16 protein-coding genes and 1 pseudogene are annotated in these 18,344 nt (G+C 56.3%); 16 read left to right on the top strand and 1 reads right to left on the bottom strand.

Annotated features, from left to right (window positions below; genetic code table 11):
• Nucleotides 1–106 precede the first annotated feature (106 nt).
• From BJP58_RS25810 to BJP58_RS25885, 16 genes and pseudogenes are all read left to right on the top strand, one after another.
• Nucleotides 107–943: a transporter substrate-binding domain-containing protein gene (locus tag BJP58_RS25810; RefSeq protein WP_194541155.1), complete on the top strand. Its 837-nt coding sequence runs from the start codon at nucleotides 107–109 to the stop codon at nucleotides 941–943.
• 32 nt (nucleotides 944–975) lie between these two features.
• Nucleotides 976–1,761, top strand: a complete 786-nt coding sequence (locus BJP58_RS25815) for an amino acid ABC transporter permease (RefSeq protein ID WP_194541156.1) — start codon at nucleotides 976–978, stop codon at nucleotides 1,759–1,761.
• The gene (locus BJP58_RS25820; protein WP_194541157.1) at nucleotides 1,758–2,468 is read left to right on the top strand and encodes an amino acid ABC transporter permease; all 711 of its coding nucleotides are present in this window, start codon (nucleotides 1,758–1,760) and stop codon (nucleotides 2,466–2,468) included. The genes BJP58_RS25815 and BJP58_RS25820 overlap by 4 nt, the downstream gene beginning before the upstream one ends.
• Nucleotides 2,465–3,217, top strand: a complete 753-nt coding sequence (locus tag BJP58_RS25825; protein WP_194541158.1) for an amino acid ABC transporter ATP-binding protein — start codon at nucleotides 2,465–2,467, stop codon at nucleotides 3,215–3,217. Before BJP58_RS25820 ends, BJP58_RS25825 begins: the two co-directional genes overlap by 4 nt.
• A 13-nt stretch (nucleotides 3,218–3,230) precedes the next feature.
• On the top strand, nucleotides 3,231–4,247 hold the full coding sequence (locus BJP58_RS25830) for an LLM class flavin-dependent oxidoreductase (RefSeq protein WP_194541159.1): 1,017 nt from the start codon (nucleotides 3,231–3,233) through the stop codon (nucleotides 4,245–4,247).
• A gap of 43 nt (nucleotides 4,248–4,290) precedes the next feature.
• Nucleotides 4,291–5,508 (top strand): M20 peptidase aminoacylase family protein, encoded by a 1,218-nt coding sequence (locus BJP58_RS25835; protein ID WP_194541160.1) that lies wholly within the window; start codon nucleotides 4,291–4,293, stop codon nucleotides 5,506–5,508.
• A 162-nt stretch (nucleotides 5,509–5,670) separates the two neighbouring features.
• A complete protein-coding gene (locus BJP58_RS25840; protein ID WP_194541161.1) occupies nucleotides 5,671–6,138 on the top strand; it encodes a DinB family protein in 468 nt (155 codons plus the stop codon).
• Between the two features lie 36 nt (nucleotides 6,139–6,174).
• Nucleotides 6,175–7,512 carry an LLM class flavin-dependent oxidoreductase gene (locus BJP58_RS25845; RefSeq protein WP_194541162.1) on the top strand — a complete coding sequence of 446 codons (1,338 nt, stop codon included), beginning with the start codon at nucleotides 6,175–6,177 and terminating at the stop codon, nucleotides 7,510–7,512.
• A gap of 15 nt (nucleotides 7,513–7,527) precedes the next feature.
• Complete coding sequence (locus BJP58_RS25850) at nucleotides 7,528–8,757, top strand: M20 metallopeptidase family protein (protein WP_194541163.1); 1,230 nt, start codon at nucleotides 7,528–7,530, stop codon at nucleotides 8,755–8,757.
• Nucleotides 8,758–8,767: 10 nt separating this feature from the next.
• A pseudogene (gene ssuE / locus BJP58_RS25855) lies at nucleotides 8,768–9,337 on the top strand (NADPH-dependent FMN reductase).
• 321 nt (nucleotides 9,338–9,658) lie between these two features.
• Nucleotides 9,659–11,311: an ABC transporter substrate-binding protein gene (locus BJP58_RS25860; protein ID WP_194541164.1), complete on the top strand. Its 1,653-nt coding sequence runs from the start codon at nucleotides 9,659–9,661 to the stop codon at nucleotides 11,309–11,311.
• Between the two features lie 22 nt (nucleotides 11,312–11,333).
• A complete protein-coding gene (locus BJP58_RS25865; protein ID WP_194541165.1) occupies nucleotides 11,334–12,260 on the top strand; it encodes an ABC transporter permease in 927 nt (308 codons plus the stop codon).
• A 19-nt stretch (nucleotides 12,261–12,279) separates the two neighbouring features.
• Nucleotides 12,280–13,176: an ABC transporter permease gene (locus tag BJP58_RS25870; RefSeq protein ID WP_194541166.1), complete on the top strand. Its 897-nt coding sequence runs from the start codon at nucleotides 12,280–12,282 to the stop codon at nucleotides 13,174–13,176.
• Between the two features lie 10 nt (nucleotides 13,177–13,186).
• Nucleotides 13,187–15,334 (top strand): ABC transporter ATP-binding protein, encoded by a 2,148-nt coding sequence (locus BJP58_RS25875; RefSeq protein WP_194541167.1) that lies wholly within the window; start codon nucleotides 13,187–13,189, stop codon nucleotides 15,332–15,334.
• Nucleotides 15,335–15,374: 40 nt separating this feature from the next.
• The gene (locus BJP58_RS25880; protein WP_233354767.1) at nucleotides 15,375–16,874 is read left to right on the top strand and encodes a DHA2 family efflux MFS transporter permease subunit; all 1,500 of its coding nucleotides are present in this window, start codon (nucleotides 15,375–15,377) and stop codon (nucleotides 16,872–16,874) included.
• An 82-nt stretch (nucleotides 16,875–16,956) separates the two neighbouring features.
• Nucleotides 16,957–17,139 carry a hypothetical protein gene (locus BJP58_RS25885; RefSeq protein WP_113060721.1) on the top strand — a complete coding sequence of 61 codons (183 nt, stop codon included), beginning with the start codon at nucleotides 16,957–16,959 and terminating at the stop codon, nucleotides 17,137–17,139.
• 328 nt (nucleotides 17,140–17,467) lie between these two features.
• Here BJP58_RS25885 and BJP58_RS25890 read toward each other — a convergent pair whose 3' ends face one another.
• Nucleotides 17,468–18,334 carry an ABC transporter ATP-binding protein gene (locus tag BJP58_RS25890; protein WP_194541168.1) on the bottom strand — a complete coding sequence of 289 codons (867 nt, stop codon included), beginning with the start codon at nucleotides 18,332–18,334 and terminating at the stop codon, nucleotides 17,468–17,470.
• Nucleotides 18,335–18,344: the final 10 nt, after the last annotated feature.

The following is an 18,344-nucleotide window of genomic DNA, read 5'->3' on the forward strand; positions in this document are numbered from 1 at the left end:
AGACGCGTTTTCCAAATCGCGGCAAAGTTAGTGACAACATAATTCTTACTAAATCTATAGGAATTATTAAATTAGGATGGGGACAAGATCGAAAGGGGATGAGGTCGTGAAGAAATCAATCGTGGCAGCCGTTGTCATGGCGTTGGCAGGGGTGATCGCCGGGTGCGGAGCAGACGCGAAGAGCGGAGAGGCGCAAAAAGATAGCACGGTGAACGCGGCGGAAGGAAAAGTAACAAAGATTGTGGTTGGCACGGGCACGGCCTTTCCGAGGATTTGCTTTATTGACGAGAATGGAAAGCTGACCGGCTTTGACGTTGAGCTGGTGCGGGAGATCGATCAGCGTTTGCCGGAGTATGAGTTCGAGCTGCAGACGCAGGAATTCTCCAATCTGCTGCTGAGCCTGGAAACGAAGAAGATCGATTTTGTGGCTCACCAGATGGAGAAGAATCCGGAACGAACCGAAAAGTACCTGTTCAATAAAGAGCCTTACGCCTATTGGCGAAATAAAATCATTGTTGCCAAGGAGAACGACTCCATTCAATCACTGGATGATTTGAAAGGGAAGAAGGTATTGACCGGTGCAACCAGTGCGGCTGCTCAGATTCTGGAAAACTACAACAAGGACCATAACGATGCGATCAATATTGTCTATCAGAACGGTGCGGCGAATGATACCGTAAGCCAGATTACGACGGGCCGTGTGGATGCAACCGTTGGGGCGGACTTTACGCTGCCGCTGATCGATCCGCAAGGAAAGCTGAAAACAACGGGTGATCACCTGTCGGAGGCCGATATCCTGTTCGTATTCCGTAAGGATGACCCGGACAGCCAGAAGCTGTCGGATGCGGTTGATGATGCGATCAGAGAGCTTAAATCGGATGGGACGCTGACCAAGCTGAGCAAGGAATGGCTGGGCGACGACTTCACGTCGTCGAATCCATGACGCGATAACCATGCAGGAAGGGAGAAGGATTCATGGGGGCACCGTTCGATTTCACGTATGTGCTTAGCTTTTTGCCTAAACTCTTGTCGACCTTAGGCGTCACGCTGCTGATCGTGGCAGGCTCTCTGCTGGTGGGGATCGTCGTCGGTTTTCTGGTGGCCCTGCCTCGCCTGTACCGGATCCCGGTGCTGGACGCGTTCTCCAAGGTGTACATATCGTTCTTCAGGGGAACGCCGATCCTGATCCAGCTCTTCTTGTTCTATTACGGTCTGCCGGAGATGCTGAAGCTGGTTCATATCGACATGTCCCGGGCGCCCGTCATAGTATTCGTGATCCTGACTTACGGGCTTCATACCGGAGCTTTCATGTCGGAGATGATCCGGGCCTCGGTAACGGCGGTGGACAGAGGCCAGGTAGAGGCGGCATATGCCATGGGGATGAAGGGACATCAAGCCTTCCTTCGGATCGTTCTCCCCCAGGCGCTCGCGATCGCCGTTCCTGTATTTTCGAATATGGTGATTGCCCTGCTGAAGGATACCTCGCTGGCGTTCACCCTTGGGCTGATGGAGATGACAGGAAAAGCGCAAACCCTGGGCAATATCACCCAGCATTTTATCGAGGCCTATCTGGCGCTGGCAATCATCTATCTTGTCATCAGCTTTACGCTGGAGAAACTGCTGCTGCGAGCGGAGCGGAGCCTGATGCGTCATGAGGTTCCGGAGTCGGCGGCCCGTAAAAGATTCCGTATGCAAAAGAAATGGTCCTACCGCCGCATCATTGCCGGAATGAGAGCTGAAAAAGGAGGTGCGGAGCTGTGAAAATCGACCCATCCTTCATATGGACCGCATTCGTAAACCTGCTGTCCGCGATCCCGACAACGCTGTTAATCACCGCCGTATCGGTATCGGTTGGATTCATGATCGGGTTAGTCGCGGCGTTTGTGCGGATCTATAAGGTGCCGGTGCTCAGCCAGATCGCCACCGTCTACGTGACCTTTATCCGGGGCACTCCCATGCTGACGCATCTGCTGCTGATCTATTTCGGCCTGCCGGTGCTGGTGGATGCGCTGTCCGCCCAGATGAGCTGGGGCTTTAAGTCATCCTCCATCCCGATGATCTGGTTTGCGTTCATATCGTTCTCCATTACGGCAGGGGCGTATATGTCGGAAGTGATCCGCTCCGGACTTCTCGCGGTCAACCGGGGGCAGCTGGAGGCAGGTTATTCGATCGGCATGACGACCTGGCAGGCGCTGCGCAGAATCGTATTCCCCCAAGCCTTGGCGGTCAGCCTGCCGAATCTGTCCAATTCGGTGATTGGTATGCTTCACGGTTCAACCTTGGCTTTTACCGTGTCGGTTGTGGATATTAATGCGCAGGCGCAGATCGTGGCATCGACCAATTGGAAGTTCTTCGAATCGTATCTGGCGGCGGCAGCTATTTTCTGGGGACTTACGCTCCTCATCGAGAGACTGACCGCAATCATTGAGAAACGAATCAATCTGTACAATCGGGGGGGTGTCGCATGATTCATCTGACCGGAATTTCAAAGTCATACGGCAAGAACGCGGTGCTGAAATCGATTGATCTGACGGTAAACAAAGGGGAAGTGGTGGTGATTCTGGGGCCGAGCGGTTCGGGCAAAACCACGCTGCTGCGCTGCGTAAATTTTCTCGAGAAGCCGAATGGCGGCGAGATTGTCATCGGCGATTACCGGCTCGATTGCAAGCGGGCCACGAAGAAGGAGATTCACGAACTCCGCCAGCGATCGGCGATGGTGTTTCAGCAGTACAACCTGTTCAAACATAAGACGGCGATCGAGAACGTGATGGAAGGCTTGATCGTCGTCAAAAAAATGCCGAAGGCCGAGGCAAGGCAGAAGAGTGTCGCCCTGCTCGAAAAAGTCGGTCTTGCCGATAAGCTGGATGCCTATCCGAGCCAGCTCTCGGGCGGACAGCAGCAGCGGGTGGGCATTGCCAGGGCACTGGCCCTAGAGCCGGAGGTGATCCTGTTCGATGAGCCGACGTCAGCGCTCGACCCGGAGCTTGTGGGCGAGGTGCTTGCCGTCATTCGCAAAATCGCGAAGGAAGGGATCACCATGATCGTGGTGACCCATGAGATGGGCTTCGCGAGGGATGTGGCGAACCACGTTGTGTTCATGGACGATGGCCTGATCGTGGAGCAGGGGCCCCCGTCCGAGTTGTTCCATCATCCGCGGGAAGAACGAACCAAGCAGTTTCTGAAGCGGATCACGCCTGAGTTTAACTATAGCATTTAGGAGGCTGACGAATATGGGGATTACGATAAGCGTGCTTGACCAAAGTCCAATGTATCCCGGGGAAACGGCAGCGGAGGCATTCGCGCACACCGTGCTGCTTGCCCAAAAGTCAGAGGAGCTTGGCTTCCGTCGCTTCTGGGTATCCGAGCATCACGATTCGGACCATGTGGCAGGGTCTTCGCCGGAGGTGCTCATCTCCTACCTGTTAGCCAAAACCCGAACCATCCGCGTGGGATCCGGCGGCGTCATGCTGCAGCATTACAGTCCCTACAAGGTAGCGGAGAATTTTAACGTGCTGGCCGCGCTCGCGCCGGGACGCGTGGATCTGGGCATCGGGCGCGCGCCTGGCGGGTTGCCGCGCAGCACGCAGGCACTGCAGCGGGGCGTGCAGGAGGACGCGTCATTAACGGATAAGATCGTCGAGCTTCGAAAGTTTGTGCACAATACGCTGGAGGAAGACCATCCGTTAGCCGGGCTGCGCGCCGCTCCGCTGCCGGAGACCGCCCCCGAGCTGTACGTGCTGGGGGCAAGCGCGGGCAGCGCGGAAATAGCGGCCGGACTCGGTCTGCCCTATGTATTCTCCCTCTTCATCAACGGGGAGGAATCCGCGGCGTTGGAGGCCATTCGCGTTTACCGAAGCACATTTGACTATACCCATGGCAGGGAACCGGAAATTCTTGTCGCTCTATCCGTAATTGTGGCCGATACGGAGGCGGAAGCGGCGGAGCTGGCAGGGGCAATGAAGCTGGTGAAGATTCATTTGGCCAGCGGCCGGACGCTGACGCTGGGGACGAGGGAACAGGCGGAAGAATTCGGACGCCAGGCAGGCGAACCGTATACGATTGAGGAACAGGAACCGTTCATCACTAAAGGGACGAAGGAGACCGTGCGTGAACAGCTGCTCCGGCTTCAGCAGGCTTCGGGTGTTGACGAAATCATCGTCACCAGCAACATCCAGCCCTTTGCCAAGCGAATCCGCTCATTCGAGCTGCTGAGTGAGGCGTTGGCTGAGGTTCCTGCCGAAGCATAAGGGAATCATCGATGGGTACGTGACTATTTAGGAGGTTTTACGCATGTCAAACCATGTTTTATCCACGGACATAGACATTCAGCGAATTATTGAGATCCGGCGTCATCTGCACCGATACCCGGAGCTGTCGAACGAGGAGTTCGAAACGACGCAGCTGATCAGGGGCTGGCTTGAGGAAGCCGGGATACGGCTGGCGGAGTATCCGCTCGCCACAGGCATAATCGCCGAAGTCGGCGGACTTCAAGAGGGGCCGATCATTGCGCTGCGAGCGGACATCGACGCCCTGCCGATCCAGGAAGAGACGGGGCTTCCGTACGCCTCGACGATTCCCGGCAAGATGCATGCCTGCGGGCACGATTTTCATACGGCTGCCCTGATCGGGACGGCGTATGCCCTGAAGCAGCGGGAACAGGAGCTGAGAGGAACCGTAAGGCTGATCTTTCAGCCGGCCGAGGAGAAAGCCAAGGGCGCGAGGCAAGTCATCGACAGCGGGGCGCTCGAAGGCGTGCAGGCGATCTTCGGCATGCATAACAAGCCGGACCTGCCTGTCGGCACCATTGGTATTAAGGAAGGTCCGCTGATGGCGGCCGCCGACGGCTTCGTGGTTGAAGTGGCGGGCAAGGGGTCCCATGCGGCCGTACCCGAAGCGGGCCTTGACCCGATCGTGACCGCGTCGCATATCATTACGGCCCTCCAGTCAATTGTAAGCCGGAATGTGAGCCCCTCGAAGAGCGCCGTCATCAGCGTTACGAAGCTGCATAGCGGGACCGCGTGGAATGTGATTCCGGATAAAGCGCTGCTGGAAGGGACCATACGCACCTTCGATGACGACGTCAGGCAGCAGGTGCTTGAACGATTCAACCAGGTGGTTCAAGGCGTGGCCGCAGCTTTCGGAACGACGGCTGCCGTGCGCTGGATCGAGGGACCGCCGTCGGTCCATAATGACCGCAGGCTGGCGGAGCTCGGTTATGTCGCCGCTGCCGAAGCGGGATATGAGGCGGTGATACCGGTTCCTTCGCCGGCCGGAGAGGATTTTGCGGTGTACCAGCGCGAGGTTCCCGGGTTGTTTGTTTTCATGGGGACGGCGGGCACGCAGGAGTGGCACCATCCGACTTTTGATCTGGATGAGCGGGCGATTCCGGTCAGCATCGATTTCTTCACGAGGCTGGCGAAGCGTGCGCTTGGGCATTACCGCTCCGGCGTGGAGACTTCGCTATCGCCATCGGTATCACCCTCGCCCTCGGCAGCACCATCGCCATAAGGAATACCTTCTGTTGCTGTCATCTGAAAGGAAGCACCGGTTTATCTATCAAGCTTTACCGTTATGAAGCCCGGAACATGAACCTTGCGCGGGATGTGAAGGAGCTTTTTGTTATTATTTCTGTCGGCAGGTCATAATCGAGTTTGTATTGGAGGAGATCGAATGAGCGAATTCCTTATCGAAGCTTTTGTTAATACCCATGATCAACTGCTGGCCGCCGTCGCCGGCCTTAGCGAGGATCAGCTCCAATGGAAGCAAGCCCCGCACATATGGAGCGTGCAGGAGGTGCTCTCTCATCTGGTAGATCACAGCATCGTGGTTTCGTTCCGGATTCGGGATATTCTGGCCGGGACGACGACCCAGCTGCCCGGGTTCAATCAGGATGCCTGGGTCAACGGCCAATATTCGAACGAAGGCAGAGCCGAGGATATATTGGAAGCATTCCGGGCGCTGCTGCACTATAACAGCTTGCTGCTTCGCCGCTTGAGCGGGGCCGATACGACCAAAACCGGCATCAATATCAAAGGGGAGACCGTCAGCGTCTCAGATATCGTCAATGGTTTTACCCGCCACGTACAGAATCATCTCGGGCAGATCGAACGCATTAAACTGGCTGCCGCTCCGGTGTGAGACGAGGGCGCCAATATCTGTAAGGAGGAATGGAATATGGCAAAGCAAAGACAATTGAAACTGGGGGCGCTCCTGCACGGCGTGGGGGGAGGAACCTCCATGTGGCGGCATCCGGACGCGCAGCCTGACGCAAGCGTTAATTTTGGGCTGTATAAGCAGTGGGTTCAGAAAGCCGAAGAGGGCAAGTTCGATCTGATCTTCATTGCGGACGGCTTGTATATCAACGAAAAATCAATCCCGCATTTTCTGAATCGCTTTGAGCCGATCACCATTCTGAGCGCACTAGCCGCCGTCAGTAAAAACATCGGTCTAGTCGGTACGTTATCCACCTCGTACAGCGAGCCGTTCACCGTTGCCCGTCAGTTCGCTTCGCTCGACAAGATTAGCGACGGACGGGCAGGCTGGAACATCGTCACTTCTCCACTGGAGGGCTCCGCCCTGAATTACGGCAGGAAGGAGCATCCGGAGCACGATAAGCGATATCGGATCGCAACGGAGTATTTGGAGGTGGCCCGGGGCCTATGGGATTCCTGGGAGGACGATGCTTTCGTGCGGAATAAGGAGACGGGCGTTTTTTTCGATCCCGAGAAAATGCACACGCTGAATCACGAAGGCGAGTTCTTCTCCGTGAAGGGGCCGCTGAACATCGCCCGTTCCAAGCAGGGACAGCCGGTTATATTTCAAGCGGGATCGTCCGAGGTCGGCAAGAACTACGCCTCCAAGGAAGCTGATGCCGTATTCACCGGTCATGAGTCCGTGGAGGATGCGGCAGCCTTTTATCAGGACGTGAAGGCGCGGGCGGCGGGATTCGGCCGGAATCCGGACGAAGTGCTGATCTTCCCCGGCATCAGTCCGATTATCGGCAGCACGGCCGAAGAGGCCGAGCGCAAATATGAGGAGGTAGCCAGTCTGGTGACCATCGAGAATGCCCTGGATTACCTCGGCCGCTTCTTCGAGCATCACGATTTCTCCCAGTACCCGCTGGATGAACCGTTCCCTGAGCTGGGTGACTTGGGCAAGAACAGTTTCCAGAGCGGCACTGACAAAATCAAAAGGGATGCCAAGGAGAAGGGGCTCACGCTCCGGCAAGTGGCGCTGCAGTCGGCCACGCCGCGCGGCGGGTTTATCGGCACGCCGGAGCAGGTGGCAGACAAGATCCAGGCTTGGTTCGAAGCAGGCGCGGCCGACGGCTTTATGATCACCGCGGCGGTGCCGAACGGGCTGGAGGATTTTGTGGACCAAGTCGTGCCGATTCTGCAGGAGAGAGGCCTCTACAGAACCGAGTACGAGAGCGACACGCTGCGCGGCAATTTGGGATTGCCCGTGCCCGAGAACCGGTACAGCAAAGGTAAGGCAGTTGCTGCACGTTCATAATAGGGAGCAGTGGGCATGACGGCAGCTGTAGAACTGGATGAAATGATGGATTTTGCGGGGGAGCTTCATGAAGAGCTCTCCAGGATCCGGAGGGACCTTCATCAGCATCCCGAGCTCCTGTACGATGTCTTCCGCACTTCGAAGCTTGTGGCTGATCTCTTGGAGTCGTGGGGGATTGAGGTTAGGCGGAATGTGGGCAGACATTTCGGGATGGGGATCGTCGGTACGCTTCATGGAACGGCCGGCAGCGGACCGACCCTTCTGCTGCGAGCCGACATGGATGCCCTGCCGATCCGGGAGGAGAACGACGTGTCTTACCGATCGAAACATGAAGGGGTGATGCATGCTTGCGGGCATGATGCCCATACCGCAATGCTGCTGGGCGCGGCGCGGACCTTGGCACACTATCGCCATCGCGTCCGCGGCACGATCCGCTTTGTCTTTCAGCCTGCCGAGGAAGGGGCTCTACCAAGTCCGCTAGACGGACGGCTGCTGTCGGGCGGGCGCGATATGATTGAAGACGGCGTACTGGAGCATGTGGATCAATGTTATGCCCTCCATGTGATGCCTGAGCTGCCTGTCGGTTCGTTTGGCGTCCATACCCGCTATGCCATGGCGGCATCAAGCCATTTTAGAGTGCATTTCCATGGAACCCCGGGGCATCACAGCTCCCCTCACCTGGCTACGGATGCCCTCCAAATGGCAGCCCGGTACGTAACGGAGGTCAACAGCTTGATGGCCAACCGGGTGGATCCCTCTGAACCAGCCGTGCTGGCATTCGGGACGCTTCAGGCAGGCACCGCCATCAACGTCATCGCTGCGCACAGTGAGCTTGCGGGAACCTTTCGGGCATTTCGGAAGGACACCGTGGCGGCGATTACGGAGGGCTTAAGGCGTCTGGCCGCCTCCATTGCGGACCAAGCAGGCGGCAGCTATAAGCTGGAGCTTCGTGAAGGGATGGCCGTGGTCAACGACGGAACCGCGCTGCGTCGTATGACGCAAGCCGCAGGGCAAGTGCTGGGCGAGGAGCATGTACATGCACTCCACCCACCCAGCCTGGCAGGCGAGGATTTTGGTTGGTACCTGGATCAGGTCCCGGGCGCTTTTGGATTCATCGGCTGCGGGAACCGGGATCGGGGGATCGTCCATGCGATTCACCAGCCCCGATTCGATGTGGATGAAGCTGTCCTGGTGCATGGGACGCGAATATGGGTGCGCCTAGCCCTACATGACGTTTACGAATAAGGAGGAAATCATGACGAAAATCGCCTTTATAGCAGGAAGCCCGACTCAAGGGTCGCGCTTATTCGGATTGACGCAATATGTAGAGGATCGCCTGGTCATTGCCGGCTACGAGATCGAATTCATCTCGGCAGCGGATCTACCGGCTGAGGATTTGCTGCGGGCCGATTTCAACAGTCCGGCCATCAAGCAGGCCATAACGGCGGTTGAAGGAGCTGCTGCCGTGATCATTGCCAGCCCGGTGTATAAAGCTTCTTAATCAGGGGCGTTGAAAACGATTTTGGATATTCTTCCACAAAAAGGTTTGCAAGGCAAAGTCGTGCTCCCACTGTTCATCGGCGGCACCATCGCGCATTTGCTCGCGGTGGATTATGCGCTGAAGCCAGTAATATCCGCACTCGGAGGAACCCATATTCTCAGCGGGGTGTTTGCCGTAGATCAGTGGATCACCCGCCTCGAACTGGGCGGTTACGACCTCACGGAGCAGCTGAGAGAACGCCTGGATGACGCGCTAAACGAGCTGCAATCAGAACTGGCCCGATATTCGGTTGTGCCGGCGGAGCGGCAGGGGCAGGCGGTCTGACACCTAAGTTTCCAAGACAAACTGCGTGCGATCTTGAGATGCAGCAGCCGCGATCCGAATCCGTGGATCGTGGTTTTGCGCTGCTACAATTAACCGAGGGTTAAGGGCTCAAATAGAGAATCAAGAAGCGAGGATAGAACTTCTCTATATGGTCTTGTAGAACAGAATGCTGGGTGATAGAGTAATCAACAACTTAATTCCGACTATACTCATTGGGAAAATAAGTGTATGTAATGCCAGTGAAAGAGCGAGCCAAAAGCATCCCAGCACTGTAAATGGCGTTCCATTAATAAATCGGATTCGAAGGGAGTCAGTCTGGATATGAGAAACCATGCTCAAAAACGAGGGAAACCGGTTGCCGCTGCTGCTTTGGTATTGATGCTGCTGCTGTCCGCATGCGGAGGGCAGCAGGCCTCTTCAGGGAGCACGACGGCAGCAGGAGCACTTGCCGCACAAGGCGTACCCCCACAGGGAGGAGAACTCAGCTTTGCCCTTGCGACATCGCCTGACACGCTGGATCCGCACCGCAGCGGGCTGGCGGTATCCGTTCGAGTCATCCGTACGATTCACGACAGTCTGGTGGTTCAGCTGCCTGATCATACGATCAAGCCTTGGCTGGCGACGGAGTGGGAAGTCTCGGAGGATGGCCTCAGCTATACGTTCAAGCTTCGGAAGGACGTGAAGTTCCACGACGGTACCCCGTTTAATGCGGAAGCGGTGAAATATAATTTCGACCGGATCCTGGATCCGGCCACGAAAGCGTCCAATGCGGCAGCATTGCTGCAGCCGTACCAGTCTTCGGAAGTTCTGGACGAATATACGGTCAAGCTGAATCTGGCCACGCCATCCCGAGCTTTTCTCGGCAATTTGAGTCAAGCATTACTGGGGATTGTCTCTCCGGCCGCGGCACAAAAATACGGCGATCAGCTCGGGCAGCATCCGGTCGGCACCGGGCCGTTCAAGTTTGTGAAATGGGAGGAGAACGCAGGGATTCACGTAGAACGTAATCCGGATTACAAGTGGGCGCCGGAGCTGGTGACCAATCAGGGAGCCCCTTATTTGGACGGCATCGATTTCCGAATCGTTCCGGAGGAGGCCACGCGAATCGGAAGCGTTCAGAGCAAGCAGGTGCTTGCCGCCGAGACGGTGCCGCCCCAGCATATTTTGACGCTGGAGAAGGACCCGAACTTCCAGCTGCTGCAGACGAACACCGTCGGGTTGCCCTACACGCTTTTTTTCAATAAAGACCGCGAACCATGGAATGAATTAAAAGCGCGGCAGGCCGTACAGCTTGCGGTGGATGTGGATACGATCGTTAAGACATTGTATTTAGGCACTTATGAGCGTGCCTGGTCCCCGTTAACGCCGGGAACGTTCGGGTATGACGCATCGCTTGAGCAGTCGATTAAGCCGGACATCCCAAAGGCTAATCGGCTGCTGGATGAGCTCGGATGGGTGAGGGGCGAAGACGGAATCCGGGTTAAGGACGGCAAGAAACTTACGCTTCGCTATGTGGACGGCACGCCGAACCGGGAGAAGCGCAACGATATTGCGGTGATGATTCAGCAGCAGCTGAAGCAGATCGGCATCGCCGTCGAGGTCGAGATCACAAAGGATATCCGCACGGTGGTGTATACCAACGGCGATTATGATTTGTACGGCAACAGCCAGGTGAACTCGGATCCGAACGCACTCTATTCGTTCTATCACTCCTATGATCCGAAAGGCCAGGCGAGCCTGTCCAGGCTGAACGATCCGGATGTGGATCAATGGCTTGAACAGGGGCGGGTGGAGAAGGACGACGCGAAACGTGCGGAGCTGTACCAGCAGGTCCAGCAATATATCATCGACCATGCGATCATCCTCCCGATTTATGTGTTTCCATACACGGTGGCAGCATCGAACTCGGTTCAAGGCGTGCTGTTCGATTCGCTGGGCTACCCGTTATTCAATGATGTGTCTCTGCAAAAATAGAAGAAAGGGGGCCTGAAGAAGTATGGCTAGAACGTTGACCTGGCGAGTGTTGACCTCTTTGATTGTCATCGTCGGTTCGCTTGTCCTGGTATTCTCCATTCTATATGTCCTTCCGGGGGACCCGACGGATAACATGGTGGATCCCTCCATGGCAACGCCGGAAGTGATCGCGAATCTGCGGCACGAGCTTGGGGTCGACCAACCCTTTCATATTCAGTTCCTTCGTTATTTCGGCGGCATTCTTCAAGGCGATTTCGGCATGTCGCTGATCAATTCCGATCCGGTGCTGCCGAAGATCGTGGAGAGTTTCCCGGCAACGCTCGCGCTGACGGCGGCAAGCTCGCTGGTCTCGGTCATCGTTGGCATTCTGCTTGGGGTATTGTCGGCGATTCACCGGAACAAGGCGATTGACATCATCGCCCGGATCGTCGGTTTATTCGGCATATCGATGCCCACCTTCTGGTCGGGCATTCTGCTGATCCTGATTTTCTCCATCACGCTGGGCTGGTTCCCGGCCATGGGCTCGGATGGCTGGAAGACGCTGGTGCTGCCGGCACTGGCGCTGGGAACGGTGGGAGCAGGCTTCATCGTGCGCATGGTCCGTAACAGCATGCTCGATGTGATCAACGAGCAGTTCATCGTGACCTTGCGTTCCAAAGGCCTTGCGGAGCGGGCGGTGATGTACCGTCATGCACTGCGCAATGCGCTGATTCCAGCCGTGACCATGATCGGGATGCTTGTCGGCGAGATGCTGGCGGGCACGGTGGTCATCGAGACGGTTTTTTCCCGGCAGGGAATCGGCAGAATTATTGCCGATGCCATCATGGCCAAGGATCTGCCAGTCGTTCAAGGGGTGATTCTTTTTTCCGCCATCATCTATGTCATCGTGAACCTGATCGTGGATATTTCCTATGCATGGATCGATCCGCGCGTCAGACGTTCGGCTTAAAGAAGAGGAGGGAGTTCATATGAGAGAGGCGGTCTCCGCCAAAACGGTTTGGCGTGAACGAAGGCTGACGTCCCCTTCTACGCGCCGGCTCGGCCGATTCTCGGCGAATGATGGGTTTTTGTACGCCGCAGGTTTGGTTGTGCTGTTTATCGTGGCATGCGCCATCGTGCCGCAGTGGATCGCGCCTTATGCCCCGACGGATATGCTGACGGACCGTATTATGCAGGCGCCGAGCGCGGCCCATCTATTTGGTACCGACTATTTTGGCAGGGATATATTCAGCGTGGTCGTTCATGGCAGCCGGGATTCGCTCTTTATCGGTTTTGCCTCCGTCCTCGTGGGAGGGTTGATTGGCGGCACGATCGGAGCATTGTCCGGGTATGCAGGTGGCTGGGTGGATACCGTTCTGATGCGGTTGAACGACATTCTGATGACCATTCCGGGCATCCTGCTCGCATTGGCGATTGCCGGGGCTCTCGGACCGAGCCTGTTCAATGTCGTGCTGGCGGTGGCAGTCTCCGCCATACCGGGTTATGCCCGGGTGATGAGGGCCCAGATTATGAGCATCAAGAACCGGACGTTCGTGAAGGCGGCGGGGTCCATCGGCGCTTCGCCGCTGCGTATTTTTTGGCACCATGTGCTGCCGAACAGCCTGTCCCCCCTGCTGGTTATGGCAACCATCGGAATCGGAACCTCCATACTGACAGGGTCGGGGCTGAGCTTTCTCGGTCTTGGCGTGCTCCGGGAAGTGCCGGATTGGGGGACGCTGCTCTCTCAAGGCAGAGGATACCTGACCGTTGCGTGGTGGATGTGCACCTTTCCCGGTCTTGCCATTACGGCATTTGTTCTGTCCGTCAATATTATAGGCGACCGGCTGAGAGATCATCTCGATCCAAAAAAAATCACGCAGCGATAGGAGGACATGGATGATTAATTTACTGGATATTCAACAGCTGTCGGTTGATTTTAGAACCCGGCGGGGGACGATTCATGCGATCCGCGACGTGACGCTTTCGATAGGGGCAGGGGAGACGGTATGTCTGGTGGGCGAATCCGGGAGTGGCAAGACGGTGACGTCCAAAGCCATCATGCGCCTGATCGATCATGAGCATGGCCGGATCACGGGCGGTTCCCTGAGGCTTGGCGGGACGGATCTTGCCAGCCTGACGGAGGCCGAGCTGAGGCGTTATCGCGGGAAAAAAATGGCGATGGTTTTTCAAGAGCCCATGGCTGCCTTTGATCCCGTCTTTACCATTGGGCAGCAGATTGAGGAAACCATTCTGCAGCACGAGCGGGTATCGAAGCGGGAGGCGAGGGATCGTGCGGCCAGGCTGCTTGGACGGGTAGGCATTCCCGAACCGGAGCTGCGGCTGAAGCAGTATCCGGGGGAACTGTCCGGCGGGATGCTGCAAAGGGCGATGATCGCCATGTCCTTGTCCTGCGGGCCGGATCTTCTGATCGCGGACGAACCGACAACCGCTCTGGATGTCACGATACAAGCGCAGATTCTGCGCCTGCTGAAGGATCTGCAGCAGGAATTCGGCATGTCCATCCTGCTGATTACGCATGATCTGGGGATCGCGGCCGATATGGCGGACCGGATCGTGGTGATGTATGCGGGGGAGATCGTCGAAGAGGCACCGGCGGCCGAACTGTTTGCCCTTCCCCGCCACCCCTATACTCGGGGGCTGCTTCGCTCCGTAGCCACGCTGGATACGGTTCAGGGATCCAAGCTTCATGCGATTGAAGGGTCCATTCCGAATCTGGCTGCGCTGCCGGATGGCTGCCGCTTTCATCCGCGGTGCCCTTTCGCAAGTGAGCGCTGCACGCAGGAGACGCCTTCCTTAGCGGGGGATGAGGGCGGGAGAACGGCCTGCTGGCATTCGGAGGAGCTCGTGCTGAGAAAGGACTGGCTGGAAGAAGCCGCCGAGGCGGTTTCTGGTGCAGCTTCTGGTGCAGTTTCCGAGGCTGCTTTCAAGGCGATTTCCAAAACTGTTCCAGGGGAAGCGTCGCAACCACGATGTGCTGATATAAGCTTTGGCATCGATGAGATGACGATTAAGAATAGCTTGGATATTCAGAAGCACAAGCATGATCCGTTCGTAGAATCCCCGGACGTGTTGTTTGCCGTCGAGAATCTCCGAAAGTATTATCCCGTGCATGGGGATGGCTTCGGCAGGAAGAAGCTGATCCGGGCCGTGGATGACGTAAGCTTCACGATTCGCAGGAGGGAAACCTTCGGGCTGGTTGGTGAATCCGGGAGCGGGAAATCCACGCTGGGCCGAGTGCTGCTGCAGCTGGAGCGGGCAACGGAGGGCAAGGTCCTGTTCGAGGGGGAGGACCTGACGAAGCTGGGAGGCACGGCATTGCGCAGGGCACGGCGCCATATGCAGACGATCTTTCAGGATCCCTACGGGTCGCTTGATCCTCGCTGGAGGATCGGGGACAGTATTGCCGAACCACTCTTGGTACACCTTCATCTGCCCGCATCGGCCGTGCAGGAGCGTGTCCATGAGCTGCTTGGTCTGGTCGGGCTTGACCCTTCGTGGGCGGATCGGTATCCCCATGAATTCTCCGGAGGGCAGCGGCAGCGCATTGGCATCGCCAGGGCCATCGCGCTGAACCCGCGGTTTATACTGGCTGATGAAGCGGTGTCCGCTCTGGACGTGTCGGTTCAGGCGCAGATTATGAATTTGCTGCAGGACTTGCAGCAGAGGCTAGGGCTGACCTATCTGTTCATCGCCCACGGCCTGCAAGTCGTTCGCCATCTATCCGATAGGATCGGCGTGATGTACCTTGGGAAGCTGGTCGAGATTGCCCCGAGCGAATCCCTGTTTCTCAGGCCGGCCCATCCGTATACGCGGGCGCTGATCGATTCGATACCTCAGGGAGCTCCGGGTGGAAGCCAGCCGACAGGCGGCATAGAGGGTGAGATTCCCTCTCCGGCGAATCCGCCTTCCGGCTGTCGGTTCCATACCCGCTGCCCGCTTGCAACCGCACGCTGCCGCGAAGAAGAACCGCAATTGCTGGTTCTGGAGAGCGGCCATTATGCAGCCTGTCATCATCCGCTGTGAGGATTATGGCGGCAGTCCACCCGTAGGGGGTTAATAAGATATGTCCATAAATATGGGCCATTTCCGGGCGAAGACTGGCAGCGGGCAGGCCGAGCTTCCATTCTGGCCGCTTTTGATCACGTTGTTTCTCGGATCGTTTGCCGGCATGTACCACGTCGTATCACTCAATGTGTCTCTCCCAGGTTTTATCGGCATATTCGATGCCGAGCTGAGCACGGTACAGTGGATGATTACCGGGTTCTCGCTGGCCTGCGGGATGATAACGCCGGTGAGCGGATACCTCGTGGACCGTTTCGGGGGCAGATCCATGTTCTTGTTGTCCCTTGCGGGAATTACGGCAGGTTCCATTCTGTGCGCGTTGTCATGGAACATCTATGCGCTCATCGGATTTCGCATGGTTCAAGGCTTGTTCTGCGGGCTGATTCAGCCCATCTCCCTGACGATGATTTACCAGACGCTCCCGCGGGAAAGACAACCGCTTGCGGTCAGCGTATGGTCGTTCTCGACGGTGCTCGGCACCGCCATCGGCCCCTCGCTCAGCGGCTGGTTTCAGCAGCATGATTGGCGTTGGATCTTTCTGGTTACGGTGCCGATTGGAGCGGCTGCATGGATAGCCGGCCTGCTTCTGCTCCCATCCGGGTTTACCGCTGTTCGGAAAAGGCTGGATGTGGCCGGTCTTGTTCTAGCCACGGTAGGAAGTCTGGTCCTGCTGCTGCTTTTTGGCAATATACATGCATGGGGGCTGCAATCCCCTCTGTCATGGGGATGCTTGATCATAGGCACTCTATGTGTGATGATGTTTGTCCGGGTTGAGCTGCGAACACGTGAGCCGCTTCTGAATCTAAGATTGTTCCGCAATACTGCCTTTGCGATCAGCTTGGCTGTTTCGCTCATATTAACCTTCGCGCTCTATTCCGGTGTTTACTTCATCCCGCTGTTTCTGGAGGAAATCCAGGGTCTGTCTCCTTTCCAGGTCGGGTTGCTGTTCCTTCCGGCTGCGGCGTGCCTCACCATCGCTACCTTCCTGTCAGGGAGGTGGTATGCCTCTTGGGGACCAGCTCTGCTAATTACGCTGGGCAGCCTGATCCTGTTCGTCACGACCTTCCGATTCAGCAGGCTTCATATGGAAACGACGCTGATCACCGTCATGATCTGGATGTGTATCCGCAACGTAGGCTCCGGCCTGGCTATTTCCCCGGCAACAAGCGCAGCGATGGCAGCGGTCACGGAGCAGGAATCGGGCCATGCGTCGGCGCTGCTGAACTGGTTGCGGCAGTTGTTCAGCTCGATTACGCTGGGCATGTTTACGTCACTGTTCTATGCGCGATTGAACGTGCATGAAGGCAGATTGTCTAACGCTACTTTAGGCGAAACCAAGGAGTGGCTGCATCGGATCATTTACACGAGGAGCATTGATGATGTGTTCCTGGTGGCAAGCGGGCTGGTTGCACTGGCCATCCCCTTGGCTCTTCTCCTCCGGCGAAGAAAGCAAACCTTGAAGGCTGCCGGCAGCTCAGCTATGCAAGAGCCATCGGCTTAACGTGCAACCCAGTCTTGTTTAGAAATTGTATAGTTCGGTCCTATATTCTAGTTCTATAGACTTATACAGCTGGAGTGATAGGATGACAGACGAGTATTTTGACGAGATGCGCAAGTTCGGCCACGAGGATGAGATGAGGTACCGGATATTGATGCGAGGGGTAAAGAACCTGCTGGAACAGCGAAAACGTGAAAAGTCCAAGCTGTTCAAAGTACTCCCGCATCGCCAAAGGAAAAAAGACCTGCGTGTAGGTAAATGGTCATGATGTATCGATAACGGAGCAGTTGTGAGCAATGGCAGACAAATCCATGTTTTAGACTTATTCCAAATACAGTGACTGCCCTGATGTCTAGGGCGGTCTTTCTTTTTTTGGTATGTTCCCAGAAAGCACGTTGTCGGTTGTTGTTTTCAAAAATGATCGATGAGTTAAAGCCGATACGATTATTCAATCTCTCCGCCGTTCCGGCTGCCCTCATGTCTTGGTTTGCGAAAACCTGTTTTAGATAATAGCACCATACTGCGAGAATAGCCCAAATAAAAAAACGGCTCCTCCCGCTTGAATGCGGAAGGGAGCCGGCTTAATTACATGTATGCTACACTGGTGCCAATTCAGGGGTGGGTGGCGTAGTTGTTTGTTTTGGTTCCGCTGGTTCCTGCTTGACGGCTGAAGGCCTGCGCATGCCTTTTCCGCGCGGGACGCACATCGGGGTCCCGTACAACGGGTCCGGAATAATCTCGCACGGCAGTTGGAACACGGTTTGCATCAGCTCGGAATTAATGATTTCTCCCGGTGCGCCCTTGGCCTTGATGCTTCCGTCGCGAATGGCGACGATATGATCGGCATAGCGGCAGGCCAGATTGATATCATGCAGCACCATGACAATGGTCCGTTGCTCTTGAACGTTTAATTCATACAGCAGATCGAGCACTTCGATCTGGTGGGTTAAATCCAGATAGGTGGTCGGTTCATCAAGCAAAATGAGCGGCGTCTCTTGTGCCAGCGTCATCGCGATCCAAGCCCGCTGGCGTTGGCCGCCGGATAACGAGTCAACCGTACGGTCAGACAGTTCAGTCAAACCTGTGGATGCCAGCGCCGCCGCGACGGCTTCCTCATCCTCGCGTGACCATTGACGAAGCCAGCTCTGGTATGGATAGCGTCCTTGCTTTACCAGCTGCATGACTGTCAATCCTTCCGGGGCGGTAGGTCCCTGAGGCAAAATTGCGAGCTTACGCGCCACGTCCTTCGTGGACAAGCTTGCGATATCGGCTCCATTCAGTACAACCGAGCCACGCTGCGGTTTCAGCAGCCTGGCCATGGAGCGCAGCAAAGTGGATTTGCCGCAGCCGTTGCTGCCGATAAACACGGTGATTTTACCTATTGGCACGGTTAAATCCAGATTTTCGAATATAAAGTCTCCCCCATAGGACAGACCCAATCCCTTTGCTTCCAGCGTATTCATGACGCCAGCT

Source organism: Paenibacillus sp. JZ16, from assembly GCF_015326965.1.
Classification (GTDB): domain Bacteria; phylum Bacillota; class Bacilli; order Paenibacillales; family Paenibacillaceae; genus Paenibacillus_AQ.